Origin of the sequence: Candidatus Burkholderia verschuerenii (assembly GCF_001189365.1) — a bacterium.
Lineage (GTDB): Bacteria > Pseudomonadota > Gammaproteobacteria > Burkholderiales > Burkholderiaceae > Caballeronia > Caballeronia verschuerenii.
Window position 1 is genome coordinate 1 of the sequence record NZ_LFJJ01000110.1, and the last position, 17,858, is coordinate 17,858.

21 protein-coding genes, 2 pseudogenes and 1 riboswitch are annotated in these 17,858 nt (G+C 62.9%); of the genes and pseudogenes, 11 read left to right on the plus strand and 12 right to left on the minus strand.

The features are described from left to right. The 8 genes from BVER_RS17980 to BVER_RS18015 all read left to right on the plus strand — a co-directional run. Positions 1-1,087: group II intron reverse transcriptase (locus tag BVER_RS17980; protein ID WP_198155291.1), on the plus strand; the 1,087-nt coding region annotated here is incomplete at its 5' end. Between the two features lie 93 nt (positions 1,088-1,180). Continuing rightward, positions 1,181-1,279, plus strand: a riboswitch (ZMP/ZTP riboswitch). 148 nt (positions 1,280-1,427) lie between these two features. Further along, positions 1,428-2,675: a serine hydroxymethyltransferase gene (gene glyA, locus BVER_RS17985; protein ID WP_050454473.1), complete on the plus strand. Its 1,248-nt coding sequence runs from the start codon at positions 1,428-1,430 to the stop codon at positions 2,673-2,675. 21 nt (positions 2,676-2,696) lie between these two features. Then, positions 2,697-3,179 (plus strand): transcriptional regulator NrdR, encoded by a 483-nt coding sequence (nrdR, locus tag BVER_RS17990; protein WP_050454474.1) that lies wholly within the window; start codon positions 2,697-2,699, stop codon positions 3,177-3,179. A gap of 160 nt (positions 3,180-3,339) precedes the next feature. Beyond that, positions 3,340-3,870: a GspH/FimT family pseudopilin gene (locus tag BVER_RS17995; protein WP_050454475.1), complete on the plus strand. Its 531-nt coding sequence runs from the start codon at positions 3,340-3,342 to the stop codon at positions 3,868-3,870. Further along, positions 3,852-4,244, plus strand: coding sequence for a type IV pilus modification PilV family protein (locus tag BVER_RS18000; RefSeq protein ID WP_232316617.1), 393 nt, complete (start codon positions 3,852-3,854; stop codon positions 4,242-4,244). The genes BVER_RS17995 and BVER_RS18000 overlap by 19 nt, the downstream gene beginning before the upstream one ends. Further along, positions 4,241-5,002: a PilW family protein gene (locus tag BVER_RS18005; RefSeq protein ID WP_050454476.1), complete on the plus strand. Its 762-nt coding sequence runs from the start codon at positions 4,241-4,243 to the stop codon at positions 5,000-5,002. The genes BVER_RS18000 and BVER_RS18005 overlap by 4 nt, the downstream gene beginning before the upstream one ends. After that, positions 4,999-5,481 (plus strand): pilus assembly PilX family protein, encoded by a 483-nt coding sequence (locus tag BVER_RS18010; RefSeq protein ID WP_050454477.1) that lies wholly within the window; start codon positions 4,999-5,001, stop codon positions 5,479-5,481. Before BVER_RS18005 ends, BVER_RS18010 begins: the two co-directional genes overlap by 4 nt. A gap of 7 nt (positions 5,482-5,488) precedes the next feature. Next, on the plus strand, positions 5,489-5,941 hold the full coding sequence (locus BVER_RS18015; RefSeq protein ID WP_050454491.1) for a type IV pilin protein: 453 nt from the start codon (positions 5,489-5,491) through the stop codon (positions 5,939-5,941). 5 nt (positions 5,942-5,946) lie between these two features. Here BVER_RS18015 and BVER_RS18020 read toward each other — a convergent pair whose 3' ends face one another. From BVER_RS18020 to BVER_RS18035, 4 genes are all read right to left on the minus strand, one after another. Further along, complete coding sequence (locus BVER_RS18020) at positions 5,947-6,447, minus strand: DUF3318 domain-containing protein (protein WP_050454478.1); 501 nt, start codon at positions 6,445-6,447, stop codon at positions 5,947-5,949. 66 nt (positions 6,448-6,513) lie between these two features. Continuing rightward, entirely contained in the window at positions 6,514-6,903 is a 390-nt protein-coding gene (locus tag BVER_RS18025; RefSeq protein ID WP_050454479.1) for a phage holin family protein, read from the minus strand. A gap of 231 nt (positions 6,904-7,134) precedes the next feature. Beyond that, positions 7,135-7,437: an ElaB/YgaM/YqjD family protein gene (locus BVER_RS18030; protein ID WP_050454480.1), complete on the minus strand. Its 303-nt coding sequence runs from the start codon at positions 7,435-7,437 to the stop codon at positions 7,135-7,137. Between the two features lie 294 nt (positions 7,438-7,731). Further along, positions 7,732-8,919, minus strand: coding sequence for an acyl-CoA dehydrogenase (locus BVER_RS18035; protein WP_050454481.1), 1,188 nt, complete (start codon positions 8,917-8,919; stop codon positions 7,732-7,734). 97 nt (positions 8,920-9,016) lie between these two features. On the opposite strand from BVER_RS18035, the gene BVER_RS18040 reads away from it, so the two are divergent. Then, the gene (locus tag BVER_RS18040) at positions 9,017-9,796 is read left to right on the plus strand and encodes an IclR family transcriptional regulator (RefSeq protein WP_050454482.1); all 780 of its coding nucleotides are present in this window, start codon (positions 9,017-9,019) and stop codon (positions 9,794-9,796) included. Between the two features lie 7 nt (positions 9,797-9,803). Here the strand turns inward: BVER_RS18040 and BVER_RS18045 are convergent. The 4 genes and pseudogenes from BVER_RS18045 to kynB all read right to left on the minus strand — a co-directional run bounded on the left by BVER_RS18045 (position 9,804) and on the right by kynB (position 12,590). Beyond that, positions 9,804-10,495 (minus strand): annotated as a pseudogene (locus BVER_RS18045) (tryptophan 2,3-dioxygenase). Positions 10,496-10,522: 27 nt separating this feature from the next. Then, positions 10,523-10,666, minus strand: a complete 144-nt coding sequence (locus BVER_RS34060) for a hypothetical protein (RefSeq protein WP_232316618.1) — start codon at positions 10,664-10,666, stop codon at positions 10,523-10,525. Between the two features lie 11 nt (positions 10,667-10,677). Continuing rightward, positions 10,678-11,926, minus strand: a pseudogene (kynU, locus tag BVER_RS18050) (kynureninase). A 34-nt stretch (positions 11,927-11,960) separates the two neighbouring features. Then, complete coding sequence (kynB, locus tag BVER_RS18055; RefSeq protein WP_050454483.1) at positions 11,961-12,590, minus strand: arylformamidase; 630 nt, start codon at positions 12,588-12,590, stop codon at positions 11,961-11,963. Positions 12,591-12,720: 130 nt separating this feature from the next. On the opposite strand from kynB, the gene BVER_RS18060 reads away from it, so the two are divergent. Next, positions 12,721-13,242 carry an Lrp/AsnC family transcriptional regulator gene (locus BVER_RS18060; protein ID WP_050454484.1) on the plus strand — a complete coding sequence of 174 codons (522 nt, stop codon included), beginning with the start codon at positions 12,721-12,723 and terminating at the stop codon, positions 13,240-13,242. Between the two features lie 6 nt (positions 13,243-13,248). On the opposite strand, the gene BVER_RS18065 is transcribed toward BVER_RS18060, so the two are convergent. Further along, positions 13,249-13,770 (minus strand): flavin reductase family protein, encoded by a 522-nt coding sequence (locus BVER_RS18065; protein ID WP_050454485.1) that lies wholly within the window; start codon positions 13,768-13,770, stop codon positions 13,249-13,251. 287 nt (positions 13,771-14,057) lie between these two features. Between BVER_RS18065 and msrA the strand changes: the two genes are divergently transcribed. Beyond that, positions 14,058-14,615, plus strand: coding sequence for a peptide-methionine (S)-S-oxide reductase MsrA (gene msrA, locus BVER_RS18070; RefSeq protein WP_050454486.1), 558 nt, complete (start codon positions 14,058-14,060; stop codon positions 14,613-14,615). Between the two features lie 10 nt (positions 14,616-14,625). On the opposite strand, the gene BVER_RS18075 is transcribed toward msrA, so the two are convergent. The 3 genes from BVER_RS18075 to pdxH form a co-directional block, all read right to left on the minus strand. Further along, the gene (locus BVER_RS18075; protein WP_050454487.1) at positions 14,626-15,738 is read right to left on the minus strand and encodes a DUF72 domain-containing protein; all 1,113 of its coding nucleotides are present in this window, start codon (positions 15,736-15,738) and stop codon (positions 14,626-14,628) included. An 8-nt stretch (positions 15,739-15,746) separates the two neighbouring features. After that, a complete protein-coding gene (locus tag BVER_RS18080) occupies positions 15,747-16,961 on the minus strand; it encodes a class I SAM-dependent methyltransferase (RefSeq protein ID WP_050454488.1) in 1,215 nt (404 codons plus the stop codon). A gap of 100 nt (positions 16,962-17,061) precedes the next feature. Next, entirely contained in the window at positions 17,062-17,703 is a 642-nt protein-coding gene (pdxH, locus tag BVER_RS18085; protein WP_050454489.1) for a pyridoxamine 5'-phosphate oxidase, read from the minus strand. Positions 17,704-17,858: the final 155 nt, after the last annotated feature.

Genomic DNA, 17,858 nt, shown 5'->3' on the forward strand with positions numbered 1-17,858 from the left:
CCCGATGGACAAAGGCATCCTCCAGAAGTGGTTGAAGGCTGGCCTGGTGTACGAGGGCCAGTTGCAGTCGACAACCGCAGGCACGCCGCAAGGTGGAGTGATCTCCCCGACGCTTGCTAATGTGACGCTGAATGCGTTGGAGCGCGACCTCCTTGCTCACTTAGAAGAGCGATTTGGGCGCACGAAGACGAAGAAGCTGAAAGTAAATGTTGTGCGCTATGCGGACGACTTCGTTATAACCGGCGATTCGCAAGAGACGCTGGGGAATGTAGTCAGACCTTGGATTGAGGCATTCCTAGCTGTTCGGGGTTTGCAACTCTCTGAGGAGAAAACGCGGATCACTCACATTGATGTTGGCTTCGACTTCCTTGGGTGGCATTTCCGTAAGTACTCGGGAAAACTACTCATCAAGCCGAGTAAGAAGAACGCGCAAGCGTTCTACCGGAAGGTAGCGGAAGCAATCAGCAACAACAAAACGGTGAGGCAGGAAGAGTTGATCGACCTGCTGAATCCGATGCTACGTGGCTGGGCGCAGTATCACAGTCCTGTAGTAGCCAAGCAGGCATACAGCCGCATGGAGTACCTGATTTTCAGACGACTCTGGCGGTGGTCGAAACGCAGACACCCCAATAAGGGCGTCGAATGGGTGCGGAAGAAGTATTTCCATGCCCTCGGCTCTCGAAATTGGGTTTTTGCGATCCCAATGCCACAAAGTGATGGCAGTATGGGTTTGTTGGATCTGTACGATTTGCCTGGTACAGAGATCCGGCGTCACAACAAGGTCAAGGGTGCCTACAACCCCTTTGACCCCGTGTGGGAACAGTACGGCGAAGAGTTACGGCAGGGACGCATGGCTCACTCGATGCGATACCGGCGGCAGTGGGCAACGTTGTACCTCTCGCAGGGAGGCCTCTGTGCACATTGCGGCTGTGCTCTCACGGACGAGACCGGATGGCATGACCATCATCTGGTGTATCGGATGCTTGGCGGGTCAGACGCTTTCTCCAACCGCGTATTGCTCCATCCTAACTGCCACCAGCAGGTGCATGCTGGTAATATTGCGGTGACTAAGCCGGCCCTGCAATAGTAAGGACTTTGGTAAGGCTTGAGCCGTATGCGGGGAAACTCGCACGTACGGTTCTTAGGGGGCCCCTCTTCCGGAAGGAAGGGGGGCTACCCTACAACCCCGCGTGACTGGCGATAGGATCTTCGGATCCAAGGTGGAGCAACCCACCAGGAAGCGCTGAGCGTCGTTTTGCCGTTCGCCTGGGCAGCTGAGATCCGCGCGCCGTTTTCACGGAGCCGGTGGCTGTCCGTTCCGCGATTTCGGATTCATCCCTCATCCGCCGCGTCTGGACTCCATCGGTTTCCAGCGGTTTTTGCGACCGCGTGACCCAGTCAACCTGTTTTGATCTAACGGAAAACGTATGTTTGACAGAGCCGAAAGTACCCTCGCCAACGTCGATCCCGAATTGCTGAAGGCGATCGATCTGGAAAATTGCCGTCAGGAAGATCACATCGAACTGATCGCGTCGGAAAACTACACCTCGCCGGCGGTCATGGCCGCGCAAGGTTCGCAACTCACCAACAAATATGCCGAGGGCTATCCCGGCAAGCGCTATTACGGCGGCTGCGAATACGTCGATATCGTCGAGCAACTCGCGATCGACCGCGTGAAGCAACTGTTTGGCGCGGAAGCCGCCAACGTGCAGCCGAACTCCGGCTCGCAGGCCAACCAGGGCGTGTTCTTCGCCGTGTTGAAGCCGGGCGACACGATCATGGGCATGAGCCTGGCCGAAGGCGGCCACCTCACGCACGGCTCGCCGGTCAACATGTCGGGCAAGTGGTTCAACGTGGTCAGCTACGGCCTGAACGAAGCCGAAGACATCGACTACGACAAGCTCGAAAAGCTCGCGCAAGAGAACAAGCCGAAGCTGATCGTCGCGGGCGCGTCGGCGTTTGCGCTGAAGATCGATTTCGAGCGCATGGCGAAGATCGCCAAGGCGGTCGGCGCTTACTTCATGGTCGACATGGCGCACTACGCGGGTCTGGTCGCGGCGGGCGTGTATCCGAATCCGGTGCCGTTCGCCGACTTTGTGACGACGACCACGCACAAGAGCCTGCGCGGCCCGCGCGGCGGCGTCATCCTGATGAAGGCGGAATTCGAGAAGCAGATCAACTCGGCCATTTTCCCGGGCATTCAGGGCGGTCCGCTGATGCACGTGATCGCCGCGAAGGCGGTCGCGTTCAAGGAAGCGCTGTCGCCGGAATTCAAGACGTATCAGAAGGCCGTGGTCGAGAACGCGCGCGTGCTGGCCGAAACGCTGGTCAAGCGCGGTCTGCGCATCGTCTCGGGTCGCACGGAAAGCCACGTCATGCTGGTCGATCTGCGCGCGAAGAAGATTACCGGCAAGGCGGCGGAAGCCGCGCTGGGCGCCGCGCACATCACCGTCAACAAGAACGCGATTCCGAACGATCCGGAAAAGCCCTTCGTCACGAGCGGCGTGCGTCTGGGTTCGCCCGCGATGACCACGCGCGGCTTCGGCACGAAGGAAGCGGAGATCGTCGGGAATCTGATTGCGGACGTGCTCGACAATCCGGAAGACCAGGCCAACCTCGAACGCGTGCGCGCGCAAGTGTCCGAGCTGACCAAGCGTTTCCCGGTCTATCGTTAATCCATAAGCCGACAAGCCCCGATGCGCTGCCCATTCTGCCGACACGAAGACACCCAGGTCGTGGATTCTCGCGTGTCGGAGGATGGCGCGGCCATCCGGCGGCGGCGGCGCTGTCCTTCCTGCGACAAGCGCTTTACCACCTATGAACGCGTCGAACTCGCGCTGCCGTCCGTCGTCAAGAAGGACGGCACGCGCGCCGAGTTCGATCGCCGCAAGATCGTCGCGAGCATGAAGCTGGCGCTGCGCAAGCGGCCGGTCGCGGCGGATGCGATCGATGCCGCGGCATCGCGCATCGAATATCAGTTGCTCGGCACGGGCGAACGCGAAATCCAGAGCGAGCGTCTCGGCGAGCTCGTGATGAACGAGTTGCGCCAGCTCGACACCATCGCGTACGTGCGCTTCGCATCGGTCTACAAGCGCTTCGAGGATGTCTCCGAGTTCGAAGACGTGCTCGAGGAATTCCGTCGCACCGCGCCCAAAAAAGCCGCGGCTCGCAAGCGCTGAATCTTTCCGCAATCATCCATTCCTTGACTGTTTTGAGTCGTTCGCACGGCGAGTCTGCCGCGTCTTGCGCGCGTTGAACACTCGTCCGTTCGGCTAATGGCGGCGCGCGGTTTTTATCGCTAGATTGTGCTTCGGCTCAATTGATCGATAAGGTATCCCGATGAATCGCGGTTTCACTCTGATCGAACTCTGCGCGGTGCTCGCGGTGATGGCGATTCTCGCCGTCTTCGCGACGCCGTCGTTCGTCGCGTGGCATGTGCGCGATCAGGTCGATGCGCGGGCGCGCGCGTTGTTTTCCACGCTGTCGCTCGCGCGCGCCGAAGCGATGCGTCGCGGCGTGCGCGTCACGCTATGCCGGATCGATGCCGCGCGCCGCTGTCTCGCCAGCGGCAAGGCGTGCGATAACGGCGCGACCGACTGGTCGTGCGGCTGGGGCGTGTTCGTCGATCGCGACGGCGCGCCGATGCTGCTGCGTATGCAACCCGCGATGACGCCCATCGCGATCGCGGGGACGTCGACGGAGTTATCGTTCACGCCGCCATCGGGGCAGGTGATCGGCGGCTTTCGCAGCTTCGATTTCGCCCCGCGCGGCGCGGATGCGGCGTCGAACGCGGCGGCGCGGCGCTGCGTGCGGCTCGCGGCGGGCGGACGTCCGCGCATCACGCAGGGCGCGTGCGGGGCATCGGCATGAAGGGCGCGCGCATCGAGAAAGGCGATTCGCTGATCGAAGTGATGATCGCGCTGTCGCTGACGGCGATCACCGCGCTCGGGCTGATCGCCGTGCAAAGCGCGCTCGCGCGTGGCGAGCGCATGGCGCTGGAACGCGCGCGAGCCGTGCTGATCGCGGATTCGCTCGCCGAAGGCATACGCGACGAAGCGAATCGCGCGGCGATCGTCTCCCAGTGGCGAACGCGCGCGGCCGCGATGCTGCCGTCCGGCTCGATCGACGTCACGGATCGCGCGGACGGCGTGCATGTCGCGACGGTAACTTGGCGCGCCGCCGACGATGGCGATGCCTGTCCCGAACCGCATACGGCCTGCATCGCGCTGGCCTTCGCACGATGAACGCGCCTCGCTTCAGACAGCGCGGCCACTTGCTGCTCGAACTGACGATTTCGCTGGCGCTCGGTCTGTTGATCGTGGCGGCGTGTCTGTCGCTGTATCGGGCGCAGCGGGCGGTGTTCGATCGCGCGACGGACGCCGCGCGTATTCACGATGCCGGTGTCGTCGCGCTCGATCTGCTCGCGCAGCACTTGCAAATGGCGGGCTTCGATACCGCCGATGCGCCGCTTTTCGGCTGCTCGCAAGGGCGCGTGACCGGCGCGGATTCGTCGGCGACGTGCGAATCGCTGTCGAGCCATTCCGACGGCGTTCAGGTGCGATACAGCGCGGACGCGATCGCGACCTGGCCGACGTCCGCCGGCGCGCCGACCGATTGCCTCGGGCAAGCCATCACCGATGCGTTCGTCACCAACCGGTTCTACGCGAAGCCGAGCACGTCGAGCGGCGAGCCCGAACTGTATTGCGAAGGCAGCGGCAAGCAGGCGCAACCGATCGTCGAAGGCATCGAGCGCATCGGCGTGACGTACTGGCTCGCGGGGGCATCGAACGCGGTGTCGGCAGCGGCGATTCCGCGCGATCGATGGCGCGAAGCCTACGCGGCGGACGTCTGCGTGATCGTGCGCGGCTATGCGCAGCAAGCGAAGCGGCGCGCCACGTACGTCGACTGCAACGGCGCATCGGCCGTCGCCGACGATGGCCGCGCGCGTCAGGCGTTCTGGCGTCGCGTCGCGATCCGCAATGCCGTGGCGGTCCGCCCATGACGCGCTGCGCCCGCAATCGCGGCGTCGCGCTGCCCATCGTCCTGCTGCTCGCCGCGATGATGCTCGTGACCACGACCGCATGGCTGCAAACCTCGCTGGCATCGGCGCGCGCGACGGTCGCGTCGCGCAAGCGCGTGCAGGCGTTTCATGCCGCCGACAGCGCGCTGATCCGCTGCAGCCGTCTGCTCGATGCCGCGTTGCCCGCAGCATCGTCGTCGCGCGAGCCTGTGCAATGGCGCAGAAAAGCGTCGTTCGAAGGCGCGTCCGCGCTGGCGATTCAGCCGTTCGCCGAGTGGCCTTACGCGCGTCGCGCGCCGCAATGTCTGATCGAAACATGGCCGCGCTCCGATGCCGGCGCGTCGTATCTGATCACCGCGCGCGGCTTCGGCGTTACGGCGGATTCGGAGGCGTGGCTGCAACTGCGCATCGACGAAACCGGCGCGCGGCACTGGCGGCGCGTGGTCGCCAAACCCTTCTGAGGTGACGATGAAACGAATCGGCCAAGGCTTCAGCCTGCTGGAATTGATGATCGCGCTGGGCGTCGCGGCGATCATCGCGACGTACGCGATTCCGGCGTATCGCGCGCATGTCGCGAAGGCGCATCGGCTGGATGCGGCGGCGGCGCTGATGCGCGCGGTGCAGTTCGTCGAAACCGCGCGTCTGACGCAAACGGCCGGCGGCGAATCGATCGCATTGCCGATGGGACTCGATCGCGCGCCATCGAACGGCGCGGCGAACTACGCGCTCACGCTTCTGCCCGAATCCGCGACGAACGGCGGCTATTCGATCGAAGCCGCGCCCATCGCGTTCGGCGCGATGCAGAACGACGCCTGCGGCACGTTCGTGATCGATGCAACGGGATTGCGAGCGAACCGCACGAGCACGAGCGCGCCGCTCGAAGCGGCGCAGTCGTCGTCATGCTGGGCGGGGAAGGGATGAGCGCGTCAGAAAACCGTGGGATCGACGGCGTCGTTCGAGGTTTCGGTGGTCGTCGTCTTCATCTGCTGATAGATGCGCCAGGCTTCCCACGCGGCGAAGCCGAGTCCGCCCCATTTGAGCAGCGGCTTCGCGCCGCCCACGACGCGCGTGCGAACCGGTTTGGTGAGAATCAGCGATGCAAGCGAACCGATGATCGGATACTGCTTGAACAGCATGCCGATGCCGCCGCCACCGCCGAGCAGCGCGCCGAGCGTATCCATGATGCCGCCGCTCGACGCTCCGCGCCGGCCCCAGCCGCGATTGCTGCGCTTGGGCATCAAAAAACGCAGGAAGCTGAAGTGCGTGACGGACGAACGCAGATCGGCCGAGGCCTGCCGCAGTTCCATGCGTTCGACATCCGCGCGCGCGATCAGCAGTTCCTTGCGTAGCGCGCGCATGTGCGGCGTGCGCAGTTTCTGCATCTTGTTGCGATGGGGCGCTCTAAAGGCTTCGTCGGGTTTGCTCATGTGAATCGGGCTCTGGGTAATCGGCTGATTGGCTTGCTTCAGGCGAACGAAGCAAGCTCAGTCGTTTCAGTTGTTCGAGCGAAACGTGTCGCGGTCCTTGCGAAATTCGGTCAGCGTGTCGTCGAACATGTTGGGCGCATCGCGAAGATTGCTGCGCGCGCGCAGGCCGCAGCCGAGCGCGATCAACGCATACAGCAGCGTAATGCCGCCAAGCGCCTGCCAGCGATACGTGTTCCAGAAGAAAATGGCGATGAGCACGGTCAGCGAGATCAGCGCCATCATCGTGAGCATCATGGCGGCGAGGCCGAGAAACAGCACGCCGATAAGCCGCTCCTTCTCTTCCTGCAGTTCGATGCCGATGAGTTCAAGACGCGTCTCGAAGATGGCGAAGGCGGAGATCAGAATGCGTCGCAACGGTCCGGGGGACGATTGCTGCGGTGACCGTTCTGTCGTCATGGCTTAAGTGCGAGAAGCGCGTTGTTGCCGCTTTTTTGTGTTTCCGGTCGGCGCATCCACGAACAGACGAACGAGGATGCGACCGGCCGGCGCGAGAGTGAAGCCGCGCGCCCGGGCAGGCGCTCGCGGTTCGATCCGACGTTTCCGGCATGTCCAATGGAACCGCGATCAGACAGGAACTAGCAATCAGCGGGCCATTGGACGGAGGAGGGCGTGTGTATCTACCCGCGCTTACTTGCGGTTGATCAGCAGACCGATGACCATGCCGATGCCCGCCGCGATACCGATCGACGCCCACGGATGTTCGTGCACGTAGTCGTCGGTGGCGCGCGCGGCCTTCTTGCCGCGTTCGATCACGACGACTTGCGCGTCGGCGGCTTTTTCCTTGGCGTATTTCAGACGCGTCATGGCCGTTTCGCGCAATTCGGACGCGCGCTCGCCGGTTGCAGCTGCGGCTTGCTTCAACAGATCTTCGGCGTCAGCGAGTACGGTTTTGATGTCGGACATGAATCGCTCCTTATTGATTTCTGACATTGAAGGGCTCCAATCGATGAGGCTACGCGAATCGTAACCAAAGATGCGGTCGCTGACGAGGTTGCCGCCGGCCCGTGCGCCTCGACGCAGATTCCGTTCCCGGCGCTATCTTCGTCAAACCATCGACATCTTTCACTAGGTTGAGCCGATCTGACCCGTAAAAGTTTCAGCCGCCGATCGAAAGTTACAAAATGCAGGATCGCGTCGATTCTTTCTTCAAGCGGCGAAGGGCCGGCCCGCGCGAGCGAACCGGCCCTTCGATTGTGTGCGACCGAAAAAAATCGGACGAACGATTTAGAAAAACGCCTGAATGCCCGTCTGCGCGCGGCCGAGAATCAGCGCGTGAATATCGTGCGTGCCTTCGTAGGTGTTCACGACTTCCAGATTGACCAGGTGACGCGCGACGCCGAATTCATCGGAGATGCCGTTGCCGCCGAGCATGTCGCGCGCGAGCCGCGCGATATCGAGCGCCTTGCCGCAGGAATTGCGCTTCATGATCGAGGTGATTTCGACGGCCGCAGTGCCTTCGTCCTTCATGCGGCCGAGGCGCAGCACGCCTTGCAGGCCGAGCGTGATTTCGGTCTGCATGTCGGCAAGTTTCTTTTGAATCAACTGGTTGGCGGCGAGCGGACGGTTGAACTGCTTGCGATCCAGCGTGTACTGCCGCGCCGTGTGCCAGCACGCTTCCGCCGCGCCGAGCGCGCCCCACGAAATGCCGTACCGCGCCGAGTTCAGGCAAGTGAACGGTCCTTTGAGCCCGCGCACGTTCGGCATCAGGTTGTCTTCGGGGACGAACACTTCGTCCATCACGACTTCGCCGGTGATCGACGCGCGCAAGCCCACCTTGCCGTGGATCGCGGGCGCGGACAGTCCCTTCCAGCCTTTCTCCAGAATGAAGCCGCGAATCACGTCCTTGCCGTCTTCCTCGAGTTTCGCCCAGACCACGAACACGTCCGCGATCGGCGAATTCGAGATCCACATCTTCGTGCCCGACAGCGAATAGCCGCCGTCGACCTTCTTCGCGCGCGTCGTCATGCTCGCGGGATCGGAACCCGCGTTCGGCTCGGTCAGCCCGAAGCAGCCGATCCACTCGCCGCGCGCCAGCTTCGGCAGATATTTTTCCTTCTGCGCGTCGCTGCCAAAGGCGTTGATCGGCACCATCACGAGCGACGACTGCACCGACATCATCGAGCGATAGCCGGAGTCGACGCGTTCCACTTCGCGCGCGATCAGACCGTAGCTGACGTAGTTCAGGCCCGGACCGCCGTATTGCTCGGAGATCGTCGGCCCGAGCAGACCGAGTTCGCCCATCTCGCGGAAGATCGACGGATCGGTTTTTTCGTCGCGGAACGCCTGCGTCACGCGCGGCTGCAGCTTGTCCTGCGCGTAGGCGCGCGCGGCATCGCGCACCATGCGCTCCTCTTCCGTCAGTTGCTGGTCCAGCAACAGCGGGTCTTCCCAGTTGAACGTGGCGTCGGCCATGTGGAATCTCCTGAAATCGTCAATGGCGTGCGGTGCTTGACGGCAGTTCCGCTAAGCGGAACAATGTTTTGCAAATCAGCTTCGAGTTTAGCATCCGATGTCCATCGTCACCAATCAGAACACCGCGCGCCTGTCCTCGTCGGACGATATCGACGAACGCAAGTTCGTGGTCGCGCTCGCACGCGGGCTGGAGTTGCTGCGCGCGTTCCGGCCCGGCGACATCTTGCTCGGCAATCGCGATTTCGTCGAACGCACGGGTTTGCCGAAAGCGACGGTGAATCGCCTCGCCTACACGCTGACGACGCTCGGCTATCTGCGCTTCGACGATGCGGCGGGCAAGTACGCGCTCGATACCGGCGTGCTGTCGCTCGGTTTCGCGCTGCTGGCGGGCGCGGACACGCTGGAACTCGCGCGCCCGCATATGCGCGAACTGGCGCGCGAGATCGGCGCGGCGGTATCGCTCGGCTGCCGCGACGGACTCGACATGATTTATCTGGAGACGATCCGCAGCGAAACCGCGCTGACGCTGGGTCTCGCGCCCGGATCGCGTCTGTCGATGCTGACGAGTTCGATGGGCCGCGCCTACCTCGCCGTGCAGGAACCGGCGGCGCGCGAGGCGCTGCTGAAGGAGTTCGACGATGCGCCAGCGGTCGATGCCGCGCGCCGCGCCATCGACGATTTCGCGCGCGACGGCTGCTGCTATTCCTTCCGCGAATGGCACGACGACGTCAACGCCATTGCCGCGCCGTTCCGCGACGTGCGCAACGGGCGCTGGCTGGTGCTGTCGAGCAGCGGCCCGGCATCGTCGATGGGCGAGGCGTACTTTCGCGACACGATCGGCCCGAAGCTCAAGGCACTCGCCGCGCGCCTCGCGTGACGCGCGTTCAGAGCACGGTCCGGACGTGCCATAGCTCGGGAAACAGCACGACATCGAGCATCTTGCGCAGATACGACGCGCCCGCCGTCCCGCCCGTGCCCTGTTTCATGCCGATGATGCGCTCCACCGTCGTCACATGGCGAAAGCGCCATTGCCGGAACGCGTCTTCGAGATCGACGAGCTCTTCCGCCATCTCGTACAGCTCCCAATGCTCCTTCGGCGCGCGATACACCGCGAGCCACGCCGCCTCGACGTGGTCGGCTGCGTCCAGTCGCGCGCGAGCCGCGCCGGATCGATCGCGAAGCCGCGCCGCGCCAGCATGCGGATCACTTCGTCGTAAAAGGACGGCGCTTCGAGCGCCGCGCGCACTTGCGCGTGCACCTCCGGCCGATGCTCGTGCGGCTTGAGCATGTGCTCATTCTTGTTGCCGAGCATGAACTCGATCTGCCGATACTGATGCGACTGAAATCCCGACGACGAGCCGAGATACGGCCGCATCGCGACGTATTCAGATGGCGTCATGGTCGCGAGCACGTTCCACGCTTGCACCAGTTGTTCGAGGATGCGCGATACGCGCGCCAGCATCTTGAACGCGATCTGCGATTCGTCGCGGCTCACGGCGGCCAGCGCCGCGCGCAGTTCGTGCAGCGCGAGCTTCATCCACAGTTCGCTGGTCTGATGCTGCACGATGAACAGCATCTCGTCGTGCTCCGGCGAACGCGGATGCTACGCGTCGAGGATCGAATCGAGCGCGAGGTAATCGCCGTAACTCATCGATTCGGAGAAATCGAGCTTGGCGTCGTGCCAGCCGGTTTTCTCGTTGGCTTCTTGCGGGCCGTGCCCGAACGGGCAACCTTGGGTGTCGCTCATGATCGATTTCCTCACGTCACCGACGAACGTTCGGCGAATTGCGGCGCACGCCAGCTTTCCGTCGCGAGCACGTCGCGCAGGAGGTCGACGGCGTCCCACACATCGACGAAACGCGTATAGAGCGGCGTGAAGCCGAAGCGCAGAATGCGCGGCTCGCGATAATCGCCGATCACGTCGCGCGCGATCAGCGCCTGCATCACTTCATAGCCGTTCGGATGCTCGAAGCTCACTTGCGAGCCGCGTCGCGCGTGCTCGCGCGGCGTGGCGTGGCGTGGCGAGCGTGAGCGGAAACTCGCCGCAACGCGCTTCGACCAGCGCGATAAACAGATCGCCGAGCGCCAGCGACTTGCGTCGCAAGGTCTGCATATCGGTCTGGAGAAACACGTCGAGTCCGCATTCGACCAGCGACATCGACACGATCGGCTGCGTGCCGCACAGAAAGCGGCCGATGCCGTCGTCCTGACGATACGTCGGGTCCATCTCGAACGGCTTTTTGTGGCCCCACCAGCCCGACAGCGGTTGCGAGAACGCATCCTGATGCTGCCTGGCGACCCACACGAACGCCGGCGATCCCGGCCCGCCGTTCAGATATTTATACGTGCAGCCGACCGCGTAATCCGCGCCGACGCCGTTCAGATCGACCGGCACCGCGCCCGCCGAATGCGCCAGATCCCACACAGCGAGCGCGCCCGCGCGATGGATCGTCTGCGTCAGCGCGGTCATGTCGTGCATGTAGCCGGTGCGATAGTTGACGTGCGTGATCATCGCGAGCGCGGTGTGCTCGTCGATCGCGGACGGTAATTCCGCCGGATCGTCGACCAGACGCAACTCGTAGCCGCGATCCAGTTGCTCGATCAAACCCTGCGCGATGTACAGATCGGTCGGAAAATTCGAGCGCTCGGAGACGATCACGCGCCGCTTCGGATCGCGCGCGTCGGCCAGTTTCAGCGCCGCCGACAGGATCTTGAAGAGATTCGCCGAAATCGTATCGGTGACGACGACTTCGTTGGCGTGCGCGCCGATCAGCGGCGCGAGCTTGTTGCCGAGCCGTTTCGGCAGATCGAACCAGCCTGCCGTGTTCCAGCTTCGGATCAGCCCGTCGCCCCATTCGTCGGCGATCACGGCGGCGGCGGCTTTCGGCGGCACGCCGAGCGAATTGCCGTCGAGGTAGATCACGTCGTCGCTGAGCGCGAACTGCTCGCGCAATGCGCCGAGCGGATCGTCGCGGTCGAGTGACACGGCTTCGTCACGAAATTTCATCGAAAAGTCCCTATATTCGGATATCGGTAAGGCGTCAGGCAGCGAGCGGACGCAGCACGGCGCGAACCGGACTGGCGTCGAGCGTGGTGAATTTGAGCGGCAGCGCGATCAGTTCGTAGTCGCCGGGCGCGACGGCATCGAGCACGAGGCCTTCGAGAATCGCCATGCCGTGCGCGCGGATGCGGTGATGCGCGTCCATCGTTTTCGAGTCCTGCGGATCGAGCGACGGCGTGTCGATGCCGATCAGCTTCACGCCGCGGCTCGCCAGCAGATCGATGGTCGCGGGCGCGACGGCGCAGAACGCGCTGTCCCATGCATCGAGCGGCGCGTGCGCGTAGGTGCGAAGCAACAGTCGCGGCGGGGCATCGTCGAGAAAATCGGCGACGTGTTCGGGCAACACCAGCGGCCGCGCGCCGATGCAATGCACGACCCGGCACGCGCCGATGTACGTATCGAGCGCGACCGCGCCGATCGCCGCGCCGTCGCGGTCGTAGTGGAGCGGGGCATCGGCGTGCGCGCCGGTGTGCGGCGACAGCGTGAGCCGCGCGACATTGACCGGCGATCCGGCCTCCATGCGCCAGACGCGCTCGATGCCGACCGATGTGTCGCCGGGCCAGACCGGCGTGGCGGGATCGATGGGCGGAGAAATGTCGATCAACGTCATTTCGCTTAGCAGAAAGTGTGAAGTTGCGTCAAATATAGTCGCCTTGTCTTGAAAAGTGCTTGCAAATTAACTACCCAAAAACGTTGCACTTAGAACATAATTCGATGAAATGGGCTAGGGAGACTAAAAAATGACTGGTTTCACGCTCGATGCAACGGATTGCCGAATTCTGGCGGTACTGCAGGAAGATGGACGGATCAGCAACCTGGACCTGGCGGAGCGCATCGCGCTGTCGCCGTCGGCGTGCCTGCGCCGCATGCGATTGCTGGAAGAAGAAGGGGTGATCGCGAGCTACCGCGCGTGTCTGGATCGCGAGCGGCTAGGTATCGAACTGGAGGCGTTCGTACACGTCTCCATGCGCAACGACGAAGAAAACTGGCACGAGAAGTTCGCGGCGGCGGTGAAGGATTGGCCGGAAGTGGTCGGCGCCTTCGTCGTGACGGGCGATACGCATTACGTGCTGCGCGTGCTCGCGCACAACCTCAAGCACTATTCGGATTTCATCCTGTCGAAGCTGTACAAGGCGCCGGGCGTGATCGATATCCGATCGAATATCGTGCTTCAGACCATGAAGGACGACGCGGGCGTGCCGGTCGCGCTGATCGAGCAGCCCGAACGCAACGGCGTGGCGGCGCCGGTCAAAGCCACCTGAAGAAAGTCAGGACTCTAGCGGTCCCAGTGTGTGGAAGTCGCCCGAGTGAAAGACGAGCGGCGGCACGCGCTCGTCCTGGCCGCGCACGCCGCATCGTTCCACTTCGCCGACGAAGATCACGTGATCGCCTTCGTCGTAGCGGCTGCGGTTGTGGCATTCGAACCACGCGATCGCGCCGTCGAGCACCGGCATGCCGGAATCGCCCGCCGCGTGCGATACACCCGCGAAGCGATCGCCCTTGAGCGTCGCGAAGCGCCGGCACAGATCGAGCTGCGAGGCCGCCAGCACGTTCACCACGTAATGGCTGTTGTTGCGGAATACCGGCATCGACGCCGATTTGGTCGCGAGACTCCACAGCACGAGCGGCGGATCGAGCGATACCGAGTTGAACGAACTGGCGGTGATGCCGATCAACTGGCCGGAATCCGTGCGCGTCGTGATGACGGTCACGCCGGTCGCAAACTGGCCCAGCGCGGCGCGGAACGCTGTCGGATCGAAATTCGGGGTTTTGGCTTTGGCGCTTGTCATCGGGCTAATGGCGGTCGTTTAGTTTTGTGCTGCCGTACCGGCCGTGCGTCGCGCTTCAGTCGGAAGGACTTTTTCAGAAGGCATGAAAATGCAGAAGGTTTGTATCGATTCTAGCGGAATCGGCTGTCGCGAGACGCCAAACACCCGCCGTTCAACGGTCATTGCCGCGCGGAATGCGCCTCGGCGCACCTTTGCAGAACCCGGTAAGCTCGATGGATTGCGTGCCGGTTGAATAATGGCGCCGGCGCATCCATGTACGTGACCATGCGTCTTATCAAGGAGCGGGCATGACCCAGCACAACGCGACGACATTCGAAACCGCGATTCTCGGCTGCGGTTGCTTCTGGTGTACCGAAGCCGTTTTTCTGGCAGTCGAAGGCGTGCAATCGGTCGAATCGGGCTATGCGGGCGGCCAGACGGTGAATCCGACCTACGAGCAAGTCTGCGAAGGCGACACCGGCCACGACGAAGTGGTGAAGGTGGTGTTCGATCCGTCGGTGATCGGCTACCGCGAAGTGCTGGAGATTTTCTTCGCGACGCACGATCCGACGCAACTCAATCGCCAAGGCAACGATGTCGGCACGCAGTATCGTTCGGCGGTTTTCACGCTTTCCGACGATCAACGCAAGATCGCGCTCGAAGTGATCGACGAACTGCAACGCGAGGATATCTACGGCGGCAAGATCGTCACCGAAGTCACGCCGCTCGCGGACGACTACTATCCGGCCGAGGAGTATCACCAGAACTTTTTCGCGCGCAATCCGAATCAGGGATATTGCGCGGCCGTCGTCGGGCCGAAGGTGGCCAAGTTCCGCAAGAAGTTCGCGCATCGGCTGAAGGCTTGAGCTTCAGCTTTTAGCGCGGCGCTGTCAGCCGCGTGCATTCCTCCGCAATCTCCCGCGCCAGCTCGATGCACGTGAGCGGCGCGGATCCCTCCGCCTTGTTGTTCGCCGCGATCACCACCGGCTGACCCGCGATCGCGTATTGCGCGGCCAGTTCGGCGAGCGCAGTGCGCGTCTCGCGATCTTCGTCGACGATGCGATCGAACGGTTCGTACTTCGCCTTCGCCTGTTCGTAGCGAAAGCCACTGTGCAGACTCCAGCGCACGATCAGCGGTCCCGGTCTGTCTTCATCGAGCATCGCGAGCGCCTTGGCCTGACGGCGCACGTCGGGCATGCGCGCGTGCACGCCGATGCAATAGCGCACTTTCGCATCGCGCAATGCGCGGATAAAGCGCGGCGTAAGCATCGTCGGATCGCGGATTTCGACGGCGTAGCAGGTGTCGCCATCGAGCGGCGGCAGCGCGTTCAGAAAGGCCGCGAGCCGGTTGATGAAACGCGACGGCTCGACGATCATCGCATCCGGTAGCGGCGAGAACTGGAACACGAGCGCGCCCGCTTTCGCCCCGAGTCCGCCGATGCACGGCGTCACGAACTCGTCGATGGCGAGCTGCGCGTTCAGAAACGCGGGATTGTCGGCATCGGGCGTGCCGCGTTCGCCGCGCACGAAGGCATCGGTGACGGAGGCGGGCGCCTTCACGATAAAGCGAAAATGCTCCGGCACCTGCGACGCATAGCGCGCGTATTCCGCGAGCGAACGCGGCGCGTAGAACGAGCGGTCGATCGACACGCAGCGCAACAACGGATGCGCGCCGTACGCGGTCAACCCGTCGCGCGAGAGTTTGGTGTTGGAATACTCGTCGCCGTAGACGATGCCGCGCCAGCCCGGAAACGACCACGTCGACGTGCCGAGATGAATCGCATCGGGCAGACGCTTGCCGAGCGCTTCGAGTTCGGGTTGCAGCGGCGCGGGCAGCACGCCGCGCGCTCGCGGCGTTTTCGCGGGCTTGTCGGCGACGATGGGCGGCGCGGGATTGATCGAAGCGCCGAACAGATCGAACTGTTCCTCCGCGTCGGCGCGTTCAGGCGAGGCATCGCTGTCCGTCACCGCGTTCGCCTTCCTATGCATCGACTTCCTCAGAGCGCCTTGTCGTAGATATAACGGCGCGACCATGGCAGGGTCTTCGCGCTGCGTCCCGCCTTGCGGCACACCACCTGATAGATCGACACGTCGTCGTTTTCGAACGCATAGGCGCAGCCCGCCAGATACACGCGCCAGATGCGAAAGTGTTCGTCGTCGACGAGCTTTTTCGCTGCTTCCGCGTTCTCCTCGAACTTGTTGGCCCACATGTCGAGCGTATGCGCGTAGTGACGGCGCAGGCTTTCGACGTCGACCGCTTCCAGCCCGCCTTCCTGTATGGTCTGCAACGCGAGGCTGATATGCGGCAACTCGCCGTCCGGAAACACGTATTTGTCGATGAACTCGCCGCCGCCGAGCGACGTCTCGCCGCTTTCCGAATCCGACGACGTGATGCCGTGATTCATCGCGACGCCGTCGTCGACCAGTAATTCGCGGATGCGCGTGAAGTAACCCGCCAGGTTCTTGCGTCCGACGTGCTCGAACATGCCGACGCTCGTGATGCGATCGAACTGGCCCGGCACGTCGCGATAATCCTGCAGACGAATCTCGACCTTGTCCTCGAGACCGGCATCTTTCACGCGCTGCGTGGCGAGCCTGAACTGATTCTCCGACAGCGTGACGCCCACGCATTGCGCGCCGAATTTCTGCGCCGCGCGGATCACGAGCGCGCCCCAGCCGCAGCCGATATCCAGCAGACGATGCCCCAGCTGCACCTGAATCTTGGTGAGGATGTGGTCGATCTTCTTCAGCTGCGCGGTGTCGATGTCTTCGTCGCCGTTCTCGAAATACGCGCAGGAGTACACCATATTCTTGTCGAGCCAGAGCTGATAGAACTCGTTCGACACATCGTAGTGGTACTGAATGGCTTTCTTGTCGGACGCCTTGCTGTGCGTGAAGTAGCGCCTCACGCGCGCCAGCTTGCTCGCGCTCGTGACCGTGCTCTTGGCCAGCGAATAGCCGATGTTGATGATATCGGTGAGCTTGCCTTCGATATCGATCTTGCCCTTCACATACGCCTCACCGAGGTTGTCCAGACTCGGCTCCATCAGATAAGGCAACGCGGTCGCGCTTTTTACGTGCAGCGTGACTTGCGGCGCCGCGAACTGGCCGAAGTCGTGCTGCTGCCCATCCCAAAGCACGAGGCGCGCGGGCAGGTTGGCCCGGTCGCGAACTTCCTCGACCCATTGCGTCAGCTTCTTCTCCCAAAACATGCTTGTTTCTCCACGCTAAAGAAAATCAAGAAATCTCGGGAAGGCTTGTGCCTTCTTGTCGTGTCGCTTCGCTGTGTGCAGCGATGTCGTTATGTTTTTTTTACGGTGCGAGGCGTTCGATGCGCCACGGGCCGTCCGCGCTTGCGCGCGAATACACGATGCGGTCGTGCAGGCGCGACGGCCGGCCCTGCCAGAATTCGATGACATCCGGCACCAGCCGATAGCCGCCCCAATGTGGCGGCCGCGGCGGGTTGTCGCCGAATTTCGCGGTCATTTCGCGTTCGCGCGCTTCGAGCGCTTCGCGGTTCGCGAGCGGCTGACTCTGATCGGACGCCCACGCGCCGATGCGCGAGCCGAGCGGCCGCGAAGCATAGTAGGTATCGCTTTCCTCGGCGCTGGTTTTTTCGATGCGGCCTTCGATACGCACCTGGCGCTCGAGCTCGATCCAGTGAAACAGCAGACTCGCCGATGGATTCGCCGCCATTTCGCGGCCTTTGCGACTATCGTAATTAGTGAAAAAGACGAAGCCGCGCGCGTCGACGCCCTTGATCAGCACGATGCGCGCGGACGGGCGGCCATGAGCGTCGACGGTTGCGAGCGTCATGGCATTCGGTTCGGGCAACTGCGCATCGAGCGCTTGGGCGAACCAGGTATCGAATTGGCGGATGGGGTCGCGATCGACATCGGCGGCATCGAGCGAGCCGCATGAATAGTTCTTGCGAAGGTCTGCGAGGGTGGTCATTTTTATGCAAGCGCTACAGTCGGGCGTCAGTAGTCGGGCCTGCAAAATTGAATTTGCCGGAATGGACCCAACGACGCAGTCTGGTGCAGACGTAAACGCACATCTCAGCCAGGTCTGCAGCGCACGAGTAGAGGTTGAGGCATGACGTTGAGCTG

Excerpts from the sequence above, each read along its gene's own strand:
- BVER_RS18040 (WP_050454482.1), top strand. The coding sequence starts at position 9,017 with ATGTCCATCGTCACCAATCAGAACACCGCGCGCCTGTCCTCGTCGGAC.
- BVER_RS18065 (WP_050454485.1), bottom strand. The coding sequence starts at position 13,770 with ATGACAAGCGCCAAAGCCAAAACCCCGAATTTCGATCCGACAGCGTTC.
- BVER_RS18035 (WP_050454481.1), bottom strand. The coding sequence starts at position 8,919 with ATGGCCGACGCCACGTTCAACTGGGAAGACCCGCTGTTGCTGGACCAG.
- glyA (WP_050454473.1), top strand. The coding sequence starts at position 1,428 with ATGTTTGACAGAGCCGAAAGTACCCTCGCCAACGTCGATCCCGAATTG.
- BVER_RS18060 (WP_050454484.1), top strand. The coding sequence starts at position 12,721 with ATGACTGGTTTCACGCTCGATGCAACGGATTGCCGAATTCTGGCGGTA.
- BVER_RS18030 (WP_050454480.1), bottom strand. The coding sequence starts at position 7,437 with ATGTCAGAAATCAATAAGGAGCGATTCATGTCCGACATCAAAACCGTA.
- BVER_RS18010 (WP_050454477.1), top strand. The coding sequence starts at position 4,999 with ATGACGCGCTGCGCCCGCAATCGCGGCGTCGCGCTGCCCATCGTCCTG.
- BVER_RS34060 (WP_232316618.1), bottom strand. The coding sequence starts at position 10,666 with ATGAGCGACACCCAAGGTTGCCCGTTCGGGCACGGCCCGCAAGAAGCC.
- BVER_RS18075 (WP_050454487.1), bottom strand. The coding sequence starts at position 15,738 with ATGCATAGGAAGGCGAACGCGGTGACGGACAGCGATGCCTCGCCTGAA.
- BVER_RS18020 (WP_050454478.1), bottom strand. The coding sequence starts at position 6,447 with ATGAGCAAACCCGACGAAGCCTTTAGAGCGCCCCATCGCAACAAGATG.
- BVER_RS17995 (WP_050454475.1), top strand. The coding sequence starts at position 3,340 with ATGAATCGCGGTTTCACTCTGATCGAACTCTGCGCGGTGCTCGCGGTG.
- pdxH (WP_050454489.1), bottom strand. The coding sequence starts at position 17,703 with ATGACCACCCTCGCAGACCTTCGCAAGAACTATTCATGCGGCTCGCTC.
- kynB (WP_050454483.1), bottom strand. The coding sequence starts at position 12,590 with ATGACGTTGATCGACATTTCTCCGCCCATCGATCCCGCCACGCCGGTC.
- BVER_RS18015 (WP_050454491.1), top strand. The coding sequence starts at position 5,489 with ATGAAACGAATCGGCCAAGGCTTCAGCCTGCTGGAATTGATGATCGCG.
- msrA (WP_050454486.1), top strand. The coding sequence starts at position 14,058 with ATGACCCAGCACAACGCGACGACATTCGAAACCGCGATTCTCGGCTGC.
- BVER_RS18080 (WP_050454488.1), bottom strand. The coding sequence starts at position 16,961 with ATGTTTTGGGAGAAGAAGCTGACGCAATGGGTCGAGGAAGTTCGCGAC.
- BVER_RS18025 (WP_050454479.1), bottom strand. The coding sequence starts at position 6,903 with ATGACGACAGAACGGTCACCGCAGCAATCGTCCCCCGGACCGTTGCGA.
- BVER_RS18005 (WP_050454476.1), top strand. The coding sequence starts at position 4,241 with ATGAACGCGCCTCGCTTCAGACAGCGCGGCCACTTGCTGCTCGAACTG.
- nrdR (WP_050454474.1), top strand. The coding sequence starts at position 2,697 with ATGCGCTGCCCATTCTGCCGACACGAAGACACCCAGGTCGTGGATTCT.